This is a genomic window from Variovorax sp. Root434 (assembly GCF_001426595.1).
Taxonomy (GTDB): Bacteria; Pseudomonadota; Gammaproteobacteria; order Burkholderiales; family Burkholderiaceae_C; genus Variovorax.
On record NZ_LMEK01000029.1, the window covers coordinates 88,431 to 107,848 of the forward strand.

18 protein-coding genes and 1 tRNA gene are annotated in these 19,418 nt (G+C 68.2%); 9 read left to right on the forward strand and 10 right to left on the reverse strand.

Features of this window, described 5'->3' with window-relative positions:
* Positions 1-24: 24 nt before the first annotated feature.
* The 5 genes from ASD05_RS28885 to ASD05_RS28905 all read left to right on the forward strand — a co-directional run bounded on the left by ASD05_RS28885 (position 25) and on the right by ASD05_RS28905 (position 6,387).
* A complete protein-coding gene (locus ASD05_RS28885) occupies positions 25-972 on the forward strand; it encodes a helix-turn-helix transcriptional regulator (protein ID WP_056600172.1) in 948 nt (315 codons plus the stop codon).
* Positions 973-1,375: 403 nt separating this feature from the next.
* Positions 1,376-3,052, forward strand: coding sequence for a 2,3-epoxybenzoyl-CoA dihydrolase (gene boxC, locus ASD05_RS28890; RefSeq protein WP_056600174.1), 1,677 nt, complete (start codon positions 1,376-1,378; stop codon positions 3,050-3,052).
* 31 nt (positions 3,053-3,083) lie between these two features.
* Complete coding sequence (boxB, locus tag ASD05_RS28895) at positions 3,084-4,511, forward strand: benzoyl-CoA 2,3-epoxidase subunit BoxB (protein ID WP_056600176.1); 1,428 nt, start codon at positions 3,084-3,086, stop codon at positions 4,509-4,511.
* Positions 4,512-4,646: 135 nt separating this feature from the next.
* Positions 4,647-5,933, forward strand: a complete 1,287-nt coding sequence (gene boxA, locus ASD05_RS28900) for a benzoyl-CoA 2,3-epoxidase subunit BoxA (protein ID WP_056600179.1) — start codon at positions 4,647-4,649, stop codon at positions 5,931-5,933.
* A 10-nt stretch (positions 5,934-5,943) separates the two neighbouring features.
* Positions 5,944-6,387, forward strand: coding sequence for a MaoC family dehydratase (locus ASD05_RS28905; protein ID WP_056600181.1), 444 nt, complete (start codon positions 5,944-5,946; stop codon positions 6,385-6,387).
* Positions 6,388-6,464: 77 nt separating this feature from the next.
* Here ASD05_RS28905 and ASD05_RS28910 read toward each other — a convergent pair whose 3' ends face one another.
* The 3 genes from ASD05_RS28910 to ASD05_RS28920 form a co-directional block, all read right to left on the reverse strand.
* The gene (locus ASD05_RS28910) at positions 6,465-6,929 is read right to left on the reverse strand and encodes a hypothetical protein (protein WP_056600184.1); all 465 of its coding nucleotides are present in this window, start codon (positions 6,927-6,929) and stop codon (positions 6,465-6,467) included.
* Positions 6,930-7,106: 177 nt separating this feature from the next.
* Complete coding sequence (locus tag ASD05_RS28915; RefSeq protein ID WP_056600189.1) at positions 7,107-8,147, reverse strand: alpha/beta hydrolase family protein; 1,041 nt, start codon at positions 8,145-8,147, stop codon at positions 7,107-7,109.
* Positions 8,148-8,242: 95 nt separating this feature from the next.
* Entirely contained in the window at positions 8,243-9,361 is a 1,119-nt protein-coding gene (locus tag ASD05_RS28920; RefSeq protein WP_056600192.1) for a helix-turn-helix domain-containing protein, read from the reverse strand.
* Positions 9,362-9,467: 106 nt separating this feature from the next.
* Here ASD05_RS28920 and ASD05_RS28925 point away from each other — a divergent pair, with 106 nt between their 5' ends.
* The 3 genes from ASD05_RS28925 (at position 9,468) to ASD05_RS28935 (ending at position 10,960) form a co-directional block, all read left to right on the forward strand.
* Entirely contained in the window at positions 9,468-9,929 is a 462-nt protein-coding gene (locus ASD05_RS28925; protein ID WP_056600195.1) for an RrF2 family transcriptional regulator, read from the forward strand.
* Positions 9,919-10,821 (forward strand): NAD(P)/FAD-dependent oxidoreductase, encoded by a 903-nt coding sequence (locus ASD05_RS28930; protein ID WP_056600198.1) that lies wholly within the window; start codon positions 9,919-9,921, stop codon positions 10,819-10,821. Before ASD05_RS28925 ends, ASD05_RS28930 begins: the two co-directional genes overlap by 11 nt.
* Before the next feature lie 63 nt (positions 10,822-10,884).
* Positions 10,885-10,960: transfer RNA gene (locus ASD05_RS28935), tRNA-Gly, on the forward strand.
* A gap of 52 nt (positions 10,961-11,012) precedes the next feature.
* Here the strand turns inward: ASD05_RS28935 and fahA are convergent.
* From fahA to ASD05_RS28970, 7 genes are read right to left on the reverse strand one after another with little or no spacing between them, the layout of a single operon-like run.
* Complete coding sequence (fahA, locus tag ASD05_RS28940; protein ID WP_056600201.1) at positions 11,013-12,335, reverse strand: fumarylacetoacetase; 1,323 nt, start codon at positions 12,333-12,335, stop codon at positions 11,013-11,015.
* A 10-nt stretch (positions 12,336-12,345) separates the two neighbouring features.
* Positions 12,346-13,152 carry a cyclase family protein gene (locus ASD05_RS28945; protein ID WP_007832619.1) on the reverse strand — a complete coding sequence of 269 codons (807 nt, stop codon included), beginning with the start codon at positions 13,150-13,152 and terminating at the stop codon, positions 12,346-12,348.
* Positions 13,153-13,204: 52 nt separating this feature from the next.
* Positions 13,205-13,999, reverse strand: coding sequence for an ABC transporter permease (locus tag ASD05_RS28950; RefSeq protein ID WP_082572484.1), 795 nt, complete (start codon positions 13,997-13,999; stop codon positions 13,205-13,207).
* Positions 13,996-14,766 (reverse strand): ABC transporter permease, encoded by a 771-nt coding sequence (locus ASD05_RS28955; RefSeq protein ID WP_056600204.1) that lies wholly within the window; start codon positions 14,764-14,766, stop codon positions 13,996-13,998. Before ASD05_RS28955 ends, ASD05_RS28950 begins: the two co-directional genes overlap by 4 nt.
* Positions 14,759-15,616 (reverse strand): ABC transporter ATP-binding protein, encoded by an 858-nt coding sequence (locus ASD05_RS28960; protein ID WP_056600206.1) that lies wholly within the window; start codon positions 15,614-15,616, stop codon positions 14,759-14,761. Before ASD05_RS28960 ends, ASD05_RS28955 begins: the two co-directional genes overlap by 8 nt.
* Positions 15,613-16,557 carry an ABC transporter substrate-binding protein gene (locus ASD05_RS28965; protein ID WP_056600209.1) on the reverse strand — a complete coding sequence of 315 codons (945 nt, stop codon included), beginning with the start codon at positions 16,555-16,557 and terminating at the stop codon, positions 15,613-15,615. Before ASD05_RS28965 ends, ASD05_RS28960 begins: the two co-directional genes overlap by 4 nt.
* Positions 16,554-17,306, reverse strand: coding sequence for a TetR/AcrR family transcriptional regulator (locus ASD05_RS28970; RefSeq protein ID WP_056600213.1), 753 nt, complete (start codon positions 17,304-17,306; stop codon positions 16,554-16,556). Before ASD05_RS28970 ends, ASD05_RS28965 begins: the two co-directional genes overlap by 4 nt.
* Before the next feature lie 100 nt (positions 17,307-17,406).
* Between ASD05_RS28970 and ASD05_RS28975 the strand changes: the two genes are divergently transcribed.
* Positions 17,407-19,401, forward strand: coding sequence for an acetoacetate--CoA ligase (locus ASD05_RS28975; protein ID WP_056600216.1), 1,995 nt, complete (start codon positions 17,407-17,409; stop codon positions 19,399-19,401).
* Positions 19,402-19,418: the final 17 nt, after the last annotated feature.

The window sequence follows — 19,418 nt, forward strand, 5'->3', positions numbered from 1 at the left end:
TTCCGGCGAAGAACGAGGAATTGCATGAACGAGCATGTAGACGCGGTGCTGGCCACCGCGCCGGAAAGTGGCGGCCCCGGCAACGGCGTTGGGCCCGCAGGAGAGGCGAAGAACCCGCTGCTGGCGGCATTGGGCGATCGGGTGCGCAACCTGCGCGCGCAGCGCGGCCTCACGCGCAAGGCCGTGGCCGTCGCGGCCGAGGTGTCGGAGCGCCACCTCGCCAATCTCGAATACGGCATCGGTAACGCGTCGATCCTCGTGCTGCAGCAGGTGGCCGGCGCACTGCATTGCTCGCTGGCCGAGCTGGTGGGCGACGTGACGACCAGTTCGCCCGAGTGGCTGCTGATCCGCGAGCTGCTCGAGCACCGCAGCGAAGCCGACCTGCGCCGCGTGCGCGTGGCGCTCGGCGAACTGCTGGGCACGGCCTCGGTCGATCCGGCGCGGCACCGCCGCATCGCGCTCGTGGGCCTGCGCGGCGCGGGCAAGTCGACGCTGGGGCAGATGCTGGCGGAAGACCTCGAGATCCCGTTCATCGAACTGAGCCGCGAGATCGAGAAGCTCGCGGGCTGCAGCGTGCGCGAGATCCACGACCTGTACGGCACCAACGCCTACCGCCGCTACGAGCGCCGCGCGCTCGAAGAAGCGGTGCAGATCTACAGTGAGGTGGTAATCGCCACGCCGGGCGGCATCGTCTCCGACCCGGCCACCTTCAACGAGCTGCTCGCGCACTGCACCACCGTGTGGCTGCAGGCCGCGCCCGAGGAGCACATGGGCCGCGTGGCCGCACAGGGCGACACCCGCCCGATGGCCGCCAGCAAGGAAGCGATGGAAGACCTGCGCCGCATCCTGAACGGCCGCGCCGCCTTCTATTCGAAGGCCGACTTGTCGGTGGACACCAGCGGCAAGACGCTGGCGCAGAGCTTCCAGGCGCTGCGGGCCGCGACCCGCCAATCGATGGGGCTGGGCGCTTGAGCTGAGTCTTCGGGGCTCGCTCACGCCGACGGGGTACCTTGCTCCGCGAATGTCCCCCGGCCTGCGGCCTCCTCCTTTATTTCGCTGCGCAAGGCACCCCGCCGTCGTGATCGTTCTGCAAACCAGCAGCGTGCCCTGTGCGCAGGGCATCGGGTGCTCCCCGCAGCGAAATAAAGGAGGAGCCCGAAGGGCGGGGGACATTCGCGGAGGGGAGTACCCGGTGGCCTGCGCACTTCCCCGAAGCACTTCCCCGAATCCTCAACCCAGCCCGAAATCTGAAAAAAAGCACAACAGGCATTGACTTGCCTGAATGCATGCATCATGATGCATGTCATCGGAGCAGTAAAGTGCATTATCTTTCCTGTTCACGGTTTCCGAACACTGCCCCACAGGAGACTTCCGCATGACCGACATCACCACGCTCCAGGCGCCCCCGCGCGTCGACTACCGCACCGAGCCCGGCCGATACCGCCACTGGTCGCTGAGCTTCGACGGCGCCATCGCGCGCCTCGTGCTCGACATCGCGGAAGACGGCGGCATCCGCCCCGGCTACAAGCTCAAGCTCAACAGCTACGACCTGGGCGTGGACATCGAACTGAACGACGCGCTCAACCGCGTGCGCTTCGAGCACCCCGAAGTGCGCAGCGTGATCGTCACCAGCGGCAAGGACCGCATCTTCTGTTCGGGCGCCAACATCTTCATGCTCGGCGTCTCCGGCCATGCCTGGAAGGTCAACTTCTGCAAGTTCACCAACGAGACCCGCAACGGCATCGAAGACACCTCGAAGCACTCGGGCCTGAAGTTCCTCGCGGCCGTGAACGGCGCCTGCGCCGGCGGCGGCTACGAACTGGCGCTGGCCTGCGACGAGATCCTGCTGGTGGACGATCGCTCCTCCGCCGTCTCGCTGCCCGAAGTGCCGCTGCTCGGCGTGCTGCCCGGCACCGGCGGCCTGACCCGCGTGACCGACAAGCGCCACGTGCGCCATGACCTGGCCGACATCTTCTGCACCAGCGTCGAAGGCGTGCGCGGGCAGCGCGCGGTCGACTGGCGCCTGGTCGACGCGGTGGCCAAGCCCGCGCAGTTCGCCGCCGCGGTGCAGGAGCGCGCTTCGCAACTCGCGGCCGGCAGCGACCGCCCGGCCAACGGCAAGGGCGTGGCGCTGACCCGCCTGCAACGCACCGACAGCGCCGACGGCATCGCGTACTCGAACGTCAACGTGCAGATCGACCGCAGCAAGCGCACCGCGACCATCACCATCAAGGCGCCCACCGGCGCGCAGCCGACCGACATCGCCGCCATCGAAGCTGCGGGTGCCGCCTGGTGGCCGCTCGCCATGTGCCGCGAACTCGACGACGCCATCCTCAACCTGCGCACCAACGAGCTCGACATCGGCACCTGGCTGCTCAAGACCGAGGGCGACGCTGCCGCCGTGCTCGCGTCGGACGCAGTGATGCTCGCCAACAAGGACCACTGGCTGGTGCGCGAAACCATCGGCGCGCTGCGCCGCACGCTGGCGCGGCTGGACGTGTCGTCGCGCAGCCTGTTCGCGCTGGTGGAGGCCGGTTCGTGCTTCGCCGGCACGCTGGCCGAGCTGGCTTTCGCGGCCGACCGCACCTACATGCTCGCGCTGCCTGACGACGCCGATCGGGCACCGAAGCTCACGCTGAACGAATTCAACTTCGGCTTCTTCCCGATGGTGAACGACCAGAGCCGCCTGCAGCGCCGCTTCTATGAAGAAGCCGCGCCGCTCGAGGCCGCGCGCACCGCCGCCGGCAAGCCGCTCGACGCCGACGAGGCGCTGAAGCTCGGCCTCGTGACCGCCGCGCCCGACGACATCGACTGGGACGACGAGATCCGCATCGCCATCGAAGAGCGCGCCGCCATGTCGCCCGACGCGCTCACCGGCCTCGAAGCCAACCTGCGCTTCGCAAGCAAGGAGAACATGGCCACCCGCATCTTCGGCCGGCTCACCGCCTGGCAGAACTGGATCTTCAACCGCCCCAACGCCGTCGGTGAAAAGGGTGCGCTGAAGGTCTACGGCACCGGCGAGAAGGCCGGCTTCGACATGAACCGCGTTTGAACTGGCAGCCTGAACAACCCAAGGAACAACGATGAGCACGATCAACTACAGCGAGAAGATCCCCAACAACGTCAACCTCGGCGAAGACCGCACGCTGCAGCGCGCGCTCGAAGGCTGGCAGCCGAACTTCATCAACTGGTGGGACGACGTGGGCCCCGAGGGCTCGACCAACCACGAGGTGTACCTGCGCACGGCCGTGAGCGTCGATCCGCAGGGCTGGGCACAGTTCGGCCACGTGAAGATGCGCGACTACCGCTGGGGCATCTTCCTGAACCCGGGCGACGCCAACCGCGAGATCCATTTCGGCGACCACAAGGGTGAAAAAGCCTGGCAGGACGTGCCCGGCGAGCACCGTGCCAACCTGCGCCGCATCATCGTGACGCAGGGCGACACCGAGCCCGCATCGGTCGAGCAGCAGCGCCACCTGGGACTGACCGCGCCCAGCATGTACGACCTGCGCAACCTGTTCCAGATCAACGTGGAAGAAGGCCGCCATCTGTGGGCCATGGTCTATCTGCTGCAGAAGCACTTCGGCCGCGATGGCCGCGAAGAAGCCGACGCGCTGCTGCAGCGCACCTCGGGCGACGCCAACAACCCGCGCATCCTGGGCGCCTTCAACGAGAAGACGCCCGACTGGCTCGCGTTCTTCATGTTCACCTACTTCACCGACCGCGACGGCAAGTTCCAGCTGGCCGCGCTGGCCGAGAGCGCGTTCGACCCGCTGGCGCGCACCACGAAGTTCATGCTGACCGAAGAAGCGCACCACATGTTCGTGGGCGAGAGCGGCGTGTCGCGCGTCATCGCGCGCACCGCGCAGGTGATGAACGAGCTCAAGACCGACGACGCGCAGAAGATCCGCGCCGCCGGCTGCATCGACCTGGGCACCATCCAGCGCTACCTGAACTTCCACTACAGCGTGACCATCGACCTGTTCGGCGCCGACCAGTCGAGCAACGCCGCCATCTTCTACAGCTCGGGCCTGAAGGGCCGCTACGAAGAAGGCAAGCGCGACGACGACCACGTGCTCAAGGGCCAGACCTACAAGGTGCTCGAGGTGAAGGACGGCCAGCTCGTCGAGAAGGACGTGCCGATGCTCAACGCGCTGAACGAAGTGCTGCGCGACGACTTCATCAAGGACTCCGTGGCCGGCGTCGGCCGCTGGAACAAGGTGCTCGAGAAGGCTGGCATCCCGACCCGCCTGACCGTGCCGCACAAGGCCTTCAACCGCCAGATCGGTGCGCTCGCCGGCATCAAGATGTCGCCCGAAGGCCGCGTGGTGAACGACATCGAATGGGCCGCCAAGCGCGACGAATGGTTGCCGAGTTCCGAGGACTTCGCTTTCGTGGCATCGTTGATGGGACGCGTGGTCGAGCCGGGCAAGTTCGCCGGCTGGATCTCGCCGCCGGTGATGGGTATCAACCGCCAGCCGGTGGATTTCGAGTACGTGCGTTTCGGCTGATCGGGTATTTCGGTATTGCTCCTTCCCCCACTGGGGGAAGGCTGGGATGGGGGCAAGCGGCGATAGCGCCCACGACAGAGGCCGTTTGCCCCCACCCAACCCTCCCCCAGAGGGGGAGGGCTCTAGGAGAACAACATGGACATGGCCGTTGAAGCCGGGATCATCAAGCAGCACCTGATCGACCCCGAGATCTGCATCCGCTGCAACACCTGCGAGGCCATCTGCCCCGTCAACGCGATCACGCACGACGACAACAACTACGTCGTGCGCGCGGACGTCTGCAATGGCTGCATGGCCTGCATCTCGCCGTGCCCGACGGGTTCGATCGACAACTGGCGCACGATGCCGGTGGTGCGCGCGTACTCGATCGAGGAACAGCTCACCTGGGAATCGCTGCCCGCCGAACTCTCGCCGGAAGAGCTCGAAGCCGCCGGCGTGTCCGCGGAAGTGGCCGGCGACCCCGCGGCCGCCTTGCCCGCCCAGACGCAAGCCCAGGCGGCCGCCGAATCGATCGAGCCGGCCTTCAATTCGGCGCAATACGGCGCCACCGTGCCGCCCTGGTCGGCCGCGCACGCGTACACCAATCTCTTCCCGCCGAAGACGCCGACGACCGCCACCGTGGTCGGCAACTTCAATTGCACCGAGGCGGGCTTCGACAGCGAGACCCACCACATCGTGCTCGACTTCGGCGTGGTGCCGTTCCCGGTGCTCGAAGGCCAGTCGATCGGTATCGTGCCGCCGGGCGTTGACGCCATCGGCAAGCGCCACCATGCGCGCCAGTACTCGGTGGCCAGCCCGCGCAACGGCGAGCGGCCCGGCTACAACAACGTGTCGCTCACCGTGAAGCGTGTGACCGAGGACCACGAAGGCGACCCGGTGCGCGGCGTGTGCTCCAACTACGTGTGCGACCTGAAGGTGGGCGACACGGTGCAGGTGGTCGGGCCCTTCGGCTCGTCGTTCCTGATGCCGAACCACCCCAAGTCGCACATCGTGATGATCTGCACCGGCACCGGCAGCGCGCCGATGCGTGCCATGACCGAATGGCGCCGCCGCCTGCGCAAGAGCGGCAAGTTCGAGGGCGGCAAGCTGATGCTGTTCTTCGGCGCGCGCACGCAGCAGGAGCTGCCGTACTTCGGTCCGCTGCAGTCGCTGCCCAAGGACTTCATCGACATCAACCTCGCGTTCTCGCGCACGCCGGGAAGCCCCAAGCGCTACGTGCAGGACCTGATGCGCGAGCGTGCCGCCGACCTGGCCGCGCTGCTGAAAGATGGCGCGAGCCACTTTTATGTGTGCGGCCTGAAGAGCATGGAAGAGGGCGTGGTGCTCGCACTGCGCGACGTGGCGAAGGAAGCGGGGCTCGATTGGGACACGGTCGGCGCCGCCTTGAAGCGCGAAGGCCGCCTGCACCTCGAAACGTACTAGGCTGCGGCGGATGAAGTTCGCCGACTTCCATGTGGGCCAGGTCATCGAGGCCGGGCCCTATGTGCTCACCGAAACGGAGCTCCTGCAGTTCGCGCGGGCCTACGACCCGCAGTGGTTCCACACGGATGCCGAGGCGGCGGCCGGCAGCTCCTTCGGCGGGCTGATCGCCAGCGGCTGGCACACGTGCTCGATCGCGATGCGGCTGGCCGTCGACGCAGCGCTTGCCGGTTCCGAATCGTTCGCCTCGCCCGGGCTCGACCACGTGCGCTGGCCGAATCCCGTGCGGCCCGGCGATGCGCTGCGGCTGGTGGCCGACGTGGCCGAGGTGCGCCGCTCCGAAAAGCGCCCGACGCTCGGCATCCTGCGCTGGCGCTGGCGGCTCTTCAACCAGCGCGAGCTGATGGTGCTCGACGTGGCGGTCACCAGCCTGTTCAAGCTCAAGCCAGCCGACTGAGGCGTTTGCCCGAAAAAAAGCCCGCAACGCGCGAGCGCTGCGGGCTTTTGTCCGGCCTGGGCCGGCGGGCCGATTGATTACTTCTTGATGTCGACGGCGCCCGAGCCCTGGGCCTTGCCGCTCGCCTTCGCGCCAGCGCTCCCCGGCTTCACGGCATTGGTAGCCGAACCCACGGCGCCGGTTGCGCCATTCAGCGTGCTGCCTACGGTGTTCGTCACGCCGCCTGCCGCATTCGTAGCACCGCTGACCGCGCCAGTGGCACCGCCCAGCACGCCACCGACGGCGTTGCCCACACCGCCTGTCGCGCTGCCGGCCGTGTCGGACGTGGCAGCGCCGGCATTCGTGTTCGCGCCTGCGGCCGCACCTGTGCGTGCCGCGGCACCGCCATGGGTGGAGCCGGCGCCTGCAGCGCCCGAGGTGTTCACGTCTGCATTGACCCCCACGCCGACCCCGACGCCTTGCGCCTGGGCTGCGCCGCCGACGGCCAGGAGGCCTGCGAGCACGGCGCCGAGGAAGATGCGGTTGTGTTGCTGTTGCTTCATGGGTGACTTTTCCTTTCGTAGCTGGTCACGATTTCAAGAACCGACCGGGGTTCGGTCGGCTCGGGTGCAACCATGGCCGGGCCGGCCTTTGTCGCCATGTGCGCCACAGTCGCCCACGCGTGTGGGAACTGGCTGTCGGCGAAACAGGAGGCTCGAACGTTGGCCCCGCGGTGCGATTCATGGCAGCAGATGCGCGCTGAAGAAGGCCGTTGTCTTCCGGTTAACTTCCGGTAACAGGCTGGCGCGGTCGAAACCAGGCGGGTCGTTGAGCATGTCGCCGACCAGTCCCGTGAGGTCCGGCGGTAGCGGAGACAGCAGCGAGCCGTGCCCGCCGGTCGGCATGTCCGCGATCAGCTCGCAGCGCGGCAGGCAGGCCGCAAGCACCCGGTCGCTGTGGAAGCGCGGGATCAGCCAGCGGTCCTGCCTGGCGGTGATCAGGCCGAGCGGCACGCGCGGCGCCGCGAGCGAGGCCATGTCGAAATCGGCGGAAGAGGGCACGCCCGCCACGATGGCCGCGATGCGCGGATCGATGTGCTCGCGCGGCGCAGCGTCGTCGCCGAAGCGGTGGCGGATGACGAGCAATGCGGCCCATTTCCTGATGCCGTCGAGCGGCCCGCCGGTCAGCCGCGTGATGAGGCCTACGCAGGACTGGAAGTCGTTCACCAGGTCGGCTTCGCAGTGCCGCGCGAACGCGGCCGGCGACCAGCGCCCGCCCGCGAGGCTCAGGGCCGTATGGCCACCCGCCGACATGCCGTACATGCCGACCCTGTCGAGCCGCAGCAGCGGTGCGAAGCGCGGGTCGCGCGCCACCGCGTCGATGGCGCGCGACACCTCGGCGGGGCGCATGGTCCAGCTGTCGGGGCCGGGATCGCTGTCGTCCTTGTAGTTGTCGGCCTTGTGCTCGGGCATGGCGACGACGAAGCCGGCCTCGACCAGGCTGCGCGCGATGTCCGCATGCACCCACGGCGCGCCGCCCGAGCCGTGCGAGACGATCACCAGCCGGCCGTTGCCGGGTGCCGGCGTGCCTTGAACGGCGACGTCGAGCGTGAAGCGGGCCCGTTTGATCGGCTGCGCCGCATCGGCGGACGGATAGAACACCGTGACCGGGCCGTCGCCGGGCGCGGCGGGAAGTTCCACCATGCCCATCGAGGCTCGCGCCCAGCCGCAGCAAAGCGCGAGGAGCAGGAAGAAGAGAGAGGAAAAAGAAAAACGTCGCATCGGGTGGTTCCTTGCCTTTGGAGGTCCGCACGATGCCGGGGCGCCGCTGCCGCGTCTTGCCGAAAGCCGCAAGTGCGGGTTTCGGCGAGAGATTTTCAGGATTCGGCCAGCTTCTGCCTGCGGAATTCGGAGGGCGTGAGGCCCGTGGCGACCTTGAATGCGCGGTTGAACGGGCCGATGGACTGGAAGCCCGCGGTCAACGCGATGGTGAGCACCGGCAGTTCGCGCTTGGAAGGATCGGCCAGCGCCGCCATCGCTTCGGCCAGGCAGAGGCCGTTGACGAAGGCGTTGAAGTTGCGGTGGCCCAGCCGCTGGTTGATGAGGCGGCGCAGGCGGTACTCCGGCACCGACAGCCGGGCGGCCAGGTTGGCGATGCTCAGGTCTTCGCTGCGGTAGGCATGTTCGACCGCCATGGCGTGCCGCAAGGATTCCGCGAGGCGGTCCTCGGCGGGGTCGGGGGCTTGTTCGGGCTCGGGTTCCGCAGGCGCGACAGGGACTGGTGCGACGGCCTCGTGCGCGGGAATCGCAACGGGCGCCCGTGAAGCCGGAAACAGCTCCGATCCCGCCAGCCGCACCATCCGCCACGCCACCACGGCCACGATCAGCAGCAGCATCGCCACATCGGCCGTCGCCGACAGGCTCGACAGCCGGCCCTGCGGCGAGGCCAGCCGCACGGCCAGCATGCCGACGCTGTAGCCGACGCCCGCCACCACGATGAACACGCGCAGCCGACGCCGTCCCTCCACCAGGTCTGCCCGCCACTGCGAAGCCGCCGCCATCGCAGCCAGCACCGCGAACACCAGCGGCACCGCGCGCTGCAGGCCCATCGTCACCGGCGCGAGCACCGAGGCGCTGCCTGCCACGACCGCGCAATTGAGTGCCGCCAGCGCAGCCACCGCGAGCCACGCGGCGACGTGCAGCGGCCGCAGCCGGAAGTCGTCGTCGAACAGCGCTTGCACGAACACCCAGAACAGCACGGCATTGCCGACGGAGACCGCGACAAAGGGCGCTTGCCACCCGCGCGGCACGAGCGCTTCGAACAGCGGCGCGGAGCCGATGGCCTGCATGCACAGGCCGAGCGCGAGCAGTACGCCCGCCCGCGCGACCGTCAGGCGAGGGCGGTCGCGCCCGAGGACCAGCGCGAGCACGAGCAGCAGGGCCAGCAGCACGCCGCGCAGGACGGCGTCGAGCAGGGTGGTCGGTGTGGACGTCATGGCGGGGTCGATTCTCGTGCCTGTGCCGTGACAAACGATGCGGCATGCCGAACTCCCGAAGACCCTTCGGCATGCCATGGAAAACTTATGCAACTAATAATGTTGCATGAAACGAGACAGCAAGCTTTCAGGCGTTCTCCATGTGCTGCTGCACATGGCCGAGATGAACGCCCCCGTCACGTCCGAGTCGCTGGCGGCCGCGATGCACACCAACCCGGTTGTCGTGCGCCGCGTCATGGCCGGCCTGCGGCAGGCGGGGTTCGTCAGTTCGGCCAAGGGCCACGGCGGCGGCTGGGTGCTGTCGTGCTCGTTGGCGGCGGTGACGCTGGGCGACATCCACAACGCCGTCGGCGCGCCCGCGCTGCTGGCCATGGGCAACCGCACCGAGAGCCCGGGCTGCATCGTCGAGCAGGCCGTGAACGCGGCGCTCGACGGCGCCCTCCAGGACGCCGAGGCGCTGCTGCTGAAGCGCTTCAACAGCATCACGCTGGCCGATCTTTCCAGGGACTTCCACCGCCGCATGACAGGCGGCGGCTTCACGCAGAAGGACATTGAACATGCGCCATGACGCTTTGATCGTGGGCGGCAGTTTTGCCGGCCTTTCCGCTGCAATGCAGCTGGCTCGCGCGCGCAGGAACGTGTGCGTCGTCGACGCGGGCGCGCCGCGCAACCGCTTCGCCGCAGCGTCGCACGGCTTCTTCGGACAGGACGGCACGCCGCCGCTGAAGATGATTGCCGACGCGCGCGACAAGCTGCTCGCCTATCCGTCCGTCGAGTTCATCAAGGGCAGCGTGGTGGCCGCGAGCGCGGATGGCGCCGATGGCTTCACGGTGTCGCTGCACGGCGGGGAAAGGATCTCGACGCACAAGCTGCTGCTGTCGTTCGGCGTGCAGGACGGCCTGCCCGACATCGCCGGTATCGGCGAGCGTTGGGGCAAGAGCGTGCTGCACTGCCCCTACTGTCATGGCTACGAGTTCGGCGGCCGCTCGCTGGGCTTGCTTTTCCACAGCGGCGCGCCGGCGGACCATGCGCTGCTGATCGCCGAGTGGGGCCCGACCACGCTCTTCCTCAATGGCGGCGAAGGGCCCGACGCCGAAGTGCGTGCGAGGCTGCGGTCGCGCGGCGTGGCCATCGAGCCGGGACGCATCGCCGGCCTGGAAGGACAAGGGACGGACCTGGCCGGCGTGCGCATCGACGATGGCCGGCTCGTGCCGGTCGAGGCGATGTTCGTGGCGCCGCACACGCGCCCGGCCAGTCCGCTCGCCGAACAACTCGGCTGCGCCTTCGACGACGGCCCGATGGGCCGCGTGCTGCGCGTCGACGCGATGAAGATGACGACGGTGCCCGGCGTCTATGCGGCAGGCGACCTCGCCATGGCGTTCAGCAATGCCACGCTGGCCTCGGCCGATGGGTTGATGGCCGGCGTGTCGATGCATCGGTCGCTGGTATTCGGTGCTTGAACGAACTTTTTTCTCGGGCTCGGTAAAACCGATCTAAATTCACCCTATAATCGAGGGCTCCACGCGGGAGTAGCTCAGTTGGTAGAGCGCAACCTTGCCAAGGTTGAGGTCGAGAGTTCGAGACTCTTCTCCCGCTCCAAATTAAAGAAAAGGCCACCTCATCGGGTGGCCTTTTTCTTTGGTGCTTCTGCTCAACTCCTGGCCGGCAGCACCGTTCCACGGCTCTCCCCGAAACCGATGCGCGCATGCCCCGGCTTCTCGCACCAGCCGCGCAGCAGCACCGCATCGCCGTCTTCAAGAAAACCACGCTGCTCGCCATTGGCCAGCGTCACCGGGCTTTGCGCTGCGCGCGTCAGCTCGATGATCGCGCCAGCCTCGCCCGCGCCGGGCCCCGAGATCGTGCCGCTGCCGAACAGGTCGCCCGGGTTCAGGCTGCAGCCGCCCATCGTGTGGTGCGCCACCATCTGCGCGACGCTCCAATACTGGTGCCTGAAGCTCGTGGACGACAGGCGCGACGGCCCGGCCTTGTCCTTGCGCGCCTTCTCGCTTTCGAGCCAGACCTCCAGGCGGATGTCGAGCGCGCCGCTCTCGCGGTTCGCCGCACTTTCCAGATACGCGAGCGGCTGGGGCTCGTGGGCCGCCCGCGTCCAGGCCTGACGGTAGGGCGCGAGCGCTTCCATCGTCACGATCCACGGCGAGATCGTGGTCGCGAAGTTCTTCGCCAGGAACGGCCCGAGCGGCGCCATCTCCCAGAACTGGATGTCGCGCGCCGACCAGTCGTTGAGCAGGCAGATGCCGAAGATGTGTTCTTCCGCGCGTTCGAGCGGAATGGGCTCGCCCTGCGGGTTGCCGGTGCCGATCCACACGCCGAGCTCCAGCTCGTAGTCGAGCCGCGCGCAGGCCTGGTACGTGGGCGCCTTCGCGCCCGGAGCCATCGCCTGCCCCATCGGCCGGTGAAAGCGCTGGCCGCTCACGCCGATGGTCGACACCCGCCCGTGGTACGCGGTCGGAATCCAGCGGAAGTTGGGCGTCACGTCGCCGTCGGGGTTCATCAGGCGGCTGATGTTCAGTGCATGGTCGATCGATGTGTAGAAGTCGGTGTAGTCGCCGATGCGCGCGGGCACGGTGTATTCGACCTCGGCCTGCGGCACCAGGCATTCGCGCACGGCCTGCACCGTGGCCACGGGCGCGTCGTTCTTCAGCAGGTCGAACAGCGCGTGGCGCAGCGCCTTCCATGCGGAGCGGCCGAGCGCGAAGAAGTCGTTCAATGCCGGCAATGCGGCGGCGCGCGCCGCGTCGAGCGCCAGGCCGTCGAGCTGCTGGCGCGTGACCAGCGCGGCGAGGTCGAGCACCTCGCCGCCGATGGCGACGCCGCCGCGAAACGGCTCGGCGCTGCCGGCGCGGCGGAACACAGCGTGCGGCAGGTTCTGGATCGGGAAGTCGCCGCCCGCCGCATTGGCCGATTCGACCCAGCTGCGTGCGTGGACGTCGTGCGTGCGGTTGAGCGCGTTCATGAACCGGCCCTCACACCGACGCCATCAACGCATCGTCGAAGATCGCCACGGCGCGCGTCCACCCGGCCGACGCGCCGCGGATCTTGTGCGGGAAGCAGCTGATGAAGAAGCCCGTGGGCGGCAGCGCCTCGAGGTTGTGCAGCTTCTCGATGTGGCAATAGCCGATGTCGCGCCCGGCCTTGTGGCCTTCCCAGATCAGCGAGGCATCGTGCGTCTCGCCGTACTTCTTCGCGGTGTGCACGAAGGGCGCGTCCCAGCTCCATGCGTCGGTGCCCGTGAGGCGCACGCCGCGTTCCAGCAGGTACATCGTCGCCTCGTAGCCCATGCCTGCGCCGGCCGACACGTAGTCGGGATGGCCGTAGCGCGAACCGGCGCGTGTGTTGACCACCACGATCTCCAGCGGACTCAGCGTGTGGCCGATGCGCTTGAGTTCGGCCTCGACGTCGTCGGCCGTGACCACGTAGCCATCGGCGAAGTGCCGGAAGTCGAGCTTCACGCCCGGCTGGAAGCACCATTCGAGCGGCACGTCGTGGATGGCGATGGCGGGCTTCTTTTCGCCCAGCGCCTTGTCCATGGTCGAGTGGAAGTGATAGGGCGCGTCGAGGTGCGTGCCGTTGTGCGTCGACAGCTGCACCAGTTCCACGGCCCAGCCTTCGCCGTCGGGCAGGTCTTCCTTTTTCAAGCCGGGAAAGAAGGGTTCGATCTGCTCGTAGGTCTGCTCGTGCGTGAAGTACTGGATCTTCGGCGCGAAGGCCGGCGGGTCGGAGAGCACATCGTTCTCGAGAAAGATCGAGAGGTCGACGAATTTGCGTGGCATGAAGAGGCTCCTTGTGAGGTGTTCGTGTTTGGGGGAGAAGCAATCGGGGGAGTCAGGGGCGCTGCCAGCGCAGCAGCCGTTGCTCGGCAAGGGCCAGCAGCGCGTTGCTCACGAAGCCGATCAGCCCGAGCAGCACGATGCCGGCGAACAGGTCGCTGGCGCGGAAGGCGCGCGCAGCCAGCAGGATGGCCTGGCCCAGGCCGCTTTGCGAGGCGATCATTTCGCCCACCACCGCGACGATCAGCGCGATGGTCAGCGCGAGCCGCATGCCGGCCAGGATGTCGGGCATGGCGTTGGGCAGGCCCATCTTCCAGATATACGCCGCGCGCGACATCTGCAGACAGCGCGTCACTTCCGAAAGGCGTGGCTCCACGGCCGCGAAGCCGTGCACCGTGGCCAGCAGCACCGGCCACATCGCGCCGAATGCGACCACGAAGAGCACCATGCCGGGGTTCAGCCCGAAGATGGAGATGGCCAGCGGCAGCAGCGCCGAGGCGGGCAGCGGGCGGATGAATTCCAGCGTCGGCTGCACCCACGCGCGCACCTGGGGCGATACGCCGATGGCCGCGCCCAGCAGCACGCCGAAGAGCGACGCGAGCAGCCAGCCTTCGATCATGCGGCCCACCGTGGCCTGCGTGAAGCCGAGCAGTTCGCCGTTGCCATCGCCTCCCGCGAGATTCAGTCCTTCGAGAAGGCTCGCGAACGTGGCCTGCGGCGTCGGCAGGAACACGCGGCTGACCCAGCCCGCGTTGCTCGCGACCCACCACAGCGCGACGAGCGCCAGCAGAACGCCCAGCGAGCCGAGCCGGTTCAGGCCGATGCGGTCCTTGTTGCCGTTGCCGTTCATGGCTGCACCCCCATGCGCCGCGACACCACGCGCTGCAGCAGCACCATGCCGGCGTTCACCGCGAAGCCCACCACGCCGATCCACACCAGCCACGCGAGCATCAGCGCCGGGTCGAAGCTCTGCTGCGCGATCATCATTGCGTAGCCCATGCCGTTCGGATTGGCCGCGATCTCCACCGTCACGGCCACCACCAGCGCCACCGCCACGCCCAGCCGCAGCGCGACGAACAGGCGCGGCACGATGGCCGGCAGCACGATCTTGAAGGCCCGCTCGCGCGACGACAGGCCCAGCACGCGGCTCACCTCGAGCAGCCGCGGCTCGACTTGCTGCACCGCCGACTGCACCAACACCAGCAGCGGCCAGAAGGTGGCGAAAGCGACGATGGCCAGCTCCATGCGCACGCCGAAGCCGAAGGTCAGCATGGCGAGCGGAATCAGCGCGACCGAAGGCACGGGGCGCAGTACTTCGATGGAGACCGACCCCAACTGCGCCGCGCGGCGCGAGAGCCCGAGCACCACGCCCAATGCGATGCCGAGCACCGCGCCCAGCAGCAACCCAAGCGCGGCAGTGCCCAGCGTGAAGCCGGTGGCCGTCCAGAGCGAGCCGTCCGTCGCTGCGCCCATGAAGGCCTTGGCCGCAGCGCTGGGCGGTGCGAGCGCGTCGCTGCCCAGTGCGGCCGCGCGCCGCGCGTACCACTCGAAGGCGCCGACCAGCACGACGGGAAACACCCACGGCCGCAGCCAGCGGTAGAGGCGGCTGTCAGTCATGGCCCTGCTCGATGAAGGCGAAGAGTTCGCGCCGCAGGTGCAGGTACTCCGGATGCTCCTTGGTCGAGAGCTGGTCGCGCGGACGCGGGATCTTCACGTCGATCATCCGCGCGAGGCTCGGCCGACCGGGGCCAGGGTTGGCCTGCAGCGCGATCACGCGGTCGCCGAGGTAGATGGCCTCTTCCAGGTCGTGCGTCACGAACAGCACCGTGAGCCCGTCGTCGCGCACCAGCCGCGCCAGTTCGTCCTGCAGGCTCTGCCGCGTGAGTGCGTCGAGCGCGCCGAAGGGCTCGTCCATCATCATCAGTTCGGGCTTCTGCGCGAGGCAGCGGGCGATCTGTGCGCGCTGCTGCATGCCGCCTGAGAGCTGCACCGGAAACTTCTGCGCATGCTTCGCGAGGCCGACCTTGGCGAGCACATCGGCAATGCGCGGCGCGCGCTCCGCTGTCGGCACGCCGGCCGCTTCCAGTGCGAGGCTCACGTTGCCTTCCACCGTGCGCCAGGGCAGCAGCGCGCGACCGTAGTCCTGGAACACGAAAGCCACTTCGCGCGAAGGCTCGGTCATCTTCGCGCCGTTGCGCCGCACCTCGCCCGCGCTCGCGCTGACGAGCCCGCTGGCCGCACGCAGCAACGTGGTCTTGCCGCAGCCGCTGGGACCGACGATGCAGACGAACTCGCCGCGCGCCACGTCGAACGAGGTGGGCGACAGGATCTCGCGTCCGCCGAGGCGGATGGTCACGCCGTCGAAGCACAGGAAGGGGGTGGCTTGCATCGTGGGGACGGTCGGCGAACGAAAGGCACTCGCCGACAGTGCGGCGCGCGCGGTGACGGGGGCGGGTGCTGCGATCACTTCGCCACCAGCTTCGCCACGTCGATGCTCGTCTTGAGCATCTCCTGCTCCTTCATCAGCCCGGTCCAGTAGGCGAGCTGCTTTTCCGTCACCACGGGGCCGGGCGGCGAGATCTGCACCTTGGCCAGCACCTCGGACGGGAGCTTGATGTACTTGCCGATGGCCGCGCGCACCTTGGCGTCGTTCCTCGGCTGCTGCATGAAGGCGGCCGATTCGACCAGCGCCTCCCGGAACGCGCGCGCAACGGCCGGGTTCTTCGCCACCCACTCGCGCTTGGCCGCATGCACGATGGTCTGGTTGTTCTCCGGCAGGAAGGTCGAGTAGTACGAGGCCACGTAGCCCGCACCGCTCTCGGTGATGCGGCTCATGAACGGGTCGGCCGACACCACCGCATCGACCGAACCGCCGCGCAGCAGGTCGGCGTGTTGCGGGAACGCGGCCTCGACGAAGTTCACCTTGCGGTAGTCCACGCCGCTGTCCTTCAGCCACGCGCGGAAGGTCACGTGCAGGAAGGCACCGAGGCCCGGCACGCCGATCTTCTTGCCCACGCAGTCCTGCGGGCCCTTGATGCCCGAGCCCGCGCGCGCCACCAGGCCGAAGCCGGTGATCGTCTTCGAGGTGAGGCCGCCGCCGGCCACCAGCACGAGGTCGAGCCCGCCGTCCACCGCCTGCAGGAAGACCGAGGGCGTGGGCCCGCCAATCTGCAGCGAGTCGGACTGCAGCGCCGCCGGGATCGTCGAATTCAGCGGAATGAACTTGAGCTCGACATCGAGGTTGCGCTTCTTGAAGTAGCCCTCTTCGGCCGCGACGAACACCGAGGCGAAGTCGGTCACGGCCGTGTAGCCGAACACGATCTTCGGGTTGGACTGGGCGCGCGAAGGCAGTGCCGCGGCAGCCGATGCCGCGGCAAGCGCCGACAGCAGGGTGCGTCGTTTCATCATGTCTTTTGTCTCCTGGGGGTGGTTCTCGTGCGTGGGGTTCTGGGGGTCTTCGGGCGCGGCAGTGCGGCGCGCAGGCCGCCGACGATGAAGTTCACGAGCATCGGCGCCACGGCCGGGTCGGCGCGCCTGTTCTCGCCGCGCGTGAGGCGTTCGATGCGGCTGTCGTTCAGGTGGTGCAGCAGCGCGCCCAGCGCGAACTGGTAGCCCCAGGCCGCCTGGCTGCGCGTGGCGTGCGGCAGCGCGAGGTGCAGCGCGTCGATGTAGGCCTCGGCCAGCGGGTCGAAGTAGCTGCGCAGCACGCGGTCGGCTTCCTCGGTGGCGTGGTAGAGCTCGCGCGCCACCAGCAGCGCGTAGTACTCGCCCTCGGCGCTCGCTCGCAGCGCCAGCACGGGCGCGGTGAAGGCATCGATGATGCGCGGCAGCGTGCGCGCGTCGTCGGGGTCGACGTTCACCGCGGCCAGTCCTGCGAGCCGCGCCTCGATGGAATGGCTCCAGTGTTCGAAGATCGCGTGAAACAGCTCGTGCTTCTGGCCGTAGTAGTAGCCCACCAGCGCCAGCGGCACGCCGGCCTCTTCGGCGATCTGGCGGATCGTCACCACGTGGTAGCCGTGCTGCGCAAAAAGTTTCTCGGCCGCCAGCAGGATCGCCTGCTTGCGGTCGGGCCGCGCAGTCTCGGTGGTGACTGCGGCGGGGGCTGGCGTCGCGGCACGCGAGGTGCCGCGCCTTGCGGTGGGTGTGCGGGTGCTCATCGGGGCGTATTGAACACTTGTACAAAAACATTGAACACACGTACAAACCCTGAGGTCAACCCCCATTGAGCACGCTCGTTCGCGGCGCTACGCTCGTGCCATGCCCGCCCCCAACATCCCCCAGATCCGCCTCTATCAAGACTGGCTGCGCGAGACGCGCGGCCTTCGCTTCGACAGCTACGACGCCCTGTGGCGCTGGTCCGTCACCGAGCTCGACGCCTTCTGGCAGAGCATCTGGGACTACGCCCGCATCGAGTCGCCCACCCCGCACACGGCCGTGCTCGCCGAGTCGCGCATGCCCGGCGCGCGCTGGTTCCCCGGCGCACAGGTCAACTACGCCCGCGAGGTGCTGCGCCATGTCGACGCGGCGCACGCGGCCGGCATGCCTGCCATCGTGAGCGACAACGAGCGCGGCGAAGTGCGCGAGATGTCGTGGCCGGAGATGCGGCGCCAGGTCGCGTCGGTCGCGCTCATGCTCAAGTCCCTCGGCGTGCAGCGCGGCGACCGCATTGCGGCCTACATGCCCAACGTGCCCGAGACCATGGTCGCGTTCCTCGCGTGCTCCAGCATCGGCGCGATCTGGAGCGTGTGCGCGCCCGACATGGGCACGGCCGCCGTGGCCGACCGCTTTCGCCAGATCGAACCCAAGGTGCTGATCGCCGTCGACGGCGTGCACTATGGCGGCAAGCCGCTCGACCGCAGCGCCGTGCTGCAGGAGCTGCGCGGCCAGCTGCCCAGCGTGCAGAAGCTGTTGCTCGTGAAGTCGCCGTATGCCGCCAGCGCCGTGCCGCACGACGTCGAATGGACACAGGCCATCGCGCGCAACGACGCCGAGGTCGCCGCCTTCGAGCCCGAATGGCTGCCCTTCGACCATCCGATCTGGATCGTCTATTCGAGCGGCACCACCGGCCTGCCCAAGCCCATCGTGCACGGGCAGGGCGGCATCATCCTCACCATGCATGCCTGCGGCCTGCACAACGACGTAGGCGCGAGCTACGGCGCCAACAACTTCGGCGAGCGCTACCACTGGTACAGCTCCACGGGCTGGGTCATGTGGAACTCGCAGCTCTCGGGCATGGCCTTCGGTGCCACCATCTGCATCTACGACGGCAATCCGGCGGGCAGCAAGGAGAAGCCCGACTGGGGCGTGCTGTGGCGCTTCGTTGCGAAGCACCGCGTCACCTTCTTCGGCGCGGGCGCGGCCTACTTCACCAACTGCATGAAGTCGGGCCTCGTCGCAAAGGAGTGCGGCGATCTCTCGCGCGTGCGTGCGCTCGGCAGCACCGGCTCGCCGCTGCCCGAAGAGGTGCAGCGCTGGGGCTCGCAGCAGATCCTCGATGCGGGCTCGAAGGAGGTGTGGTGGTGCAACATCTCCGGCGGCACCGATTTCTGCGGCGCTTTTGTCGGCGGCAACCGCGACCTGCCCGAAGTGCCGGGCCAGATGCAATGCCGCGAGCTGGGCCATTCGGTCGAGGGCTGGAACGACAACGGGCAGCCCGTCGTCGGCGAGGTCGGCGAGCTGGTGTGCACCAAGCCGATTCCGTCGATGCCGCTCTACTTCTGGGGCGACGAGGGCAACGCGCGCTACCTGTCGAGCTACTTCGACACCTATCCCGGCGTCTGGCGCCACGGCGACTGGATCAAGATCGGCACCGACGGTGGCTGCATCATCTACGGCCGCAGCGACGCCACCATCAATCGACAGGGCCTGCGCATGGGCACCAGCGAGATCTACAGCGCGGTCGAGGGCCTGCCCGAGGTGCTCGACTCGATGGTGGTCGATCTCGAATACCTGGGCCGCGACAGCTACATGCCGCTGTTCGTGGTGCTGCGCCCCGGCGTGGCGCTCGACGACGCGATGCGCGCGAAGATCAACAACGCCATCAAGACTTCGCTGTCGCCTCGCTTCGCGCCCAACGACATCTTCCAGGTGGCCGAGATACCGCGCACGCTCTCGGGCAAGAAGCAGGAGCTGCCGATCAAGAAGCTGCTGCTGGGCCAGCCGATCGAGAAGGTGGTGAACCGCGAGGCGATGGCCAACCCCGGCAGCCTCGACTGGTTCGTGGCCTTTGCCGCGCAGCGTGCCTCCGCATGAGGGGCGCATGAGCTTTG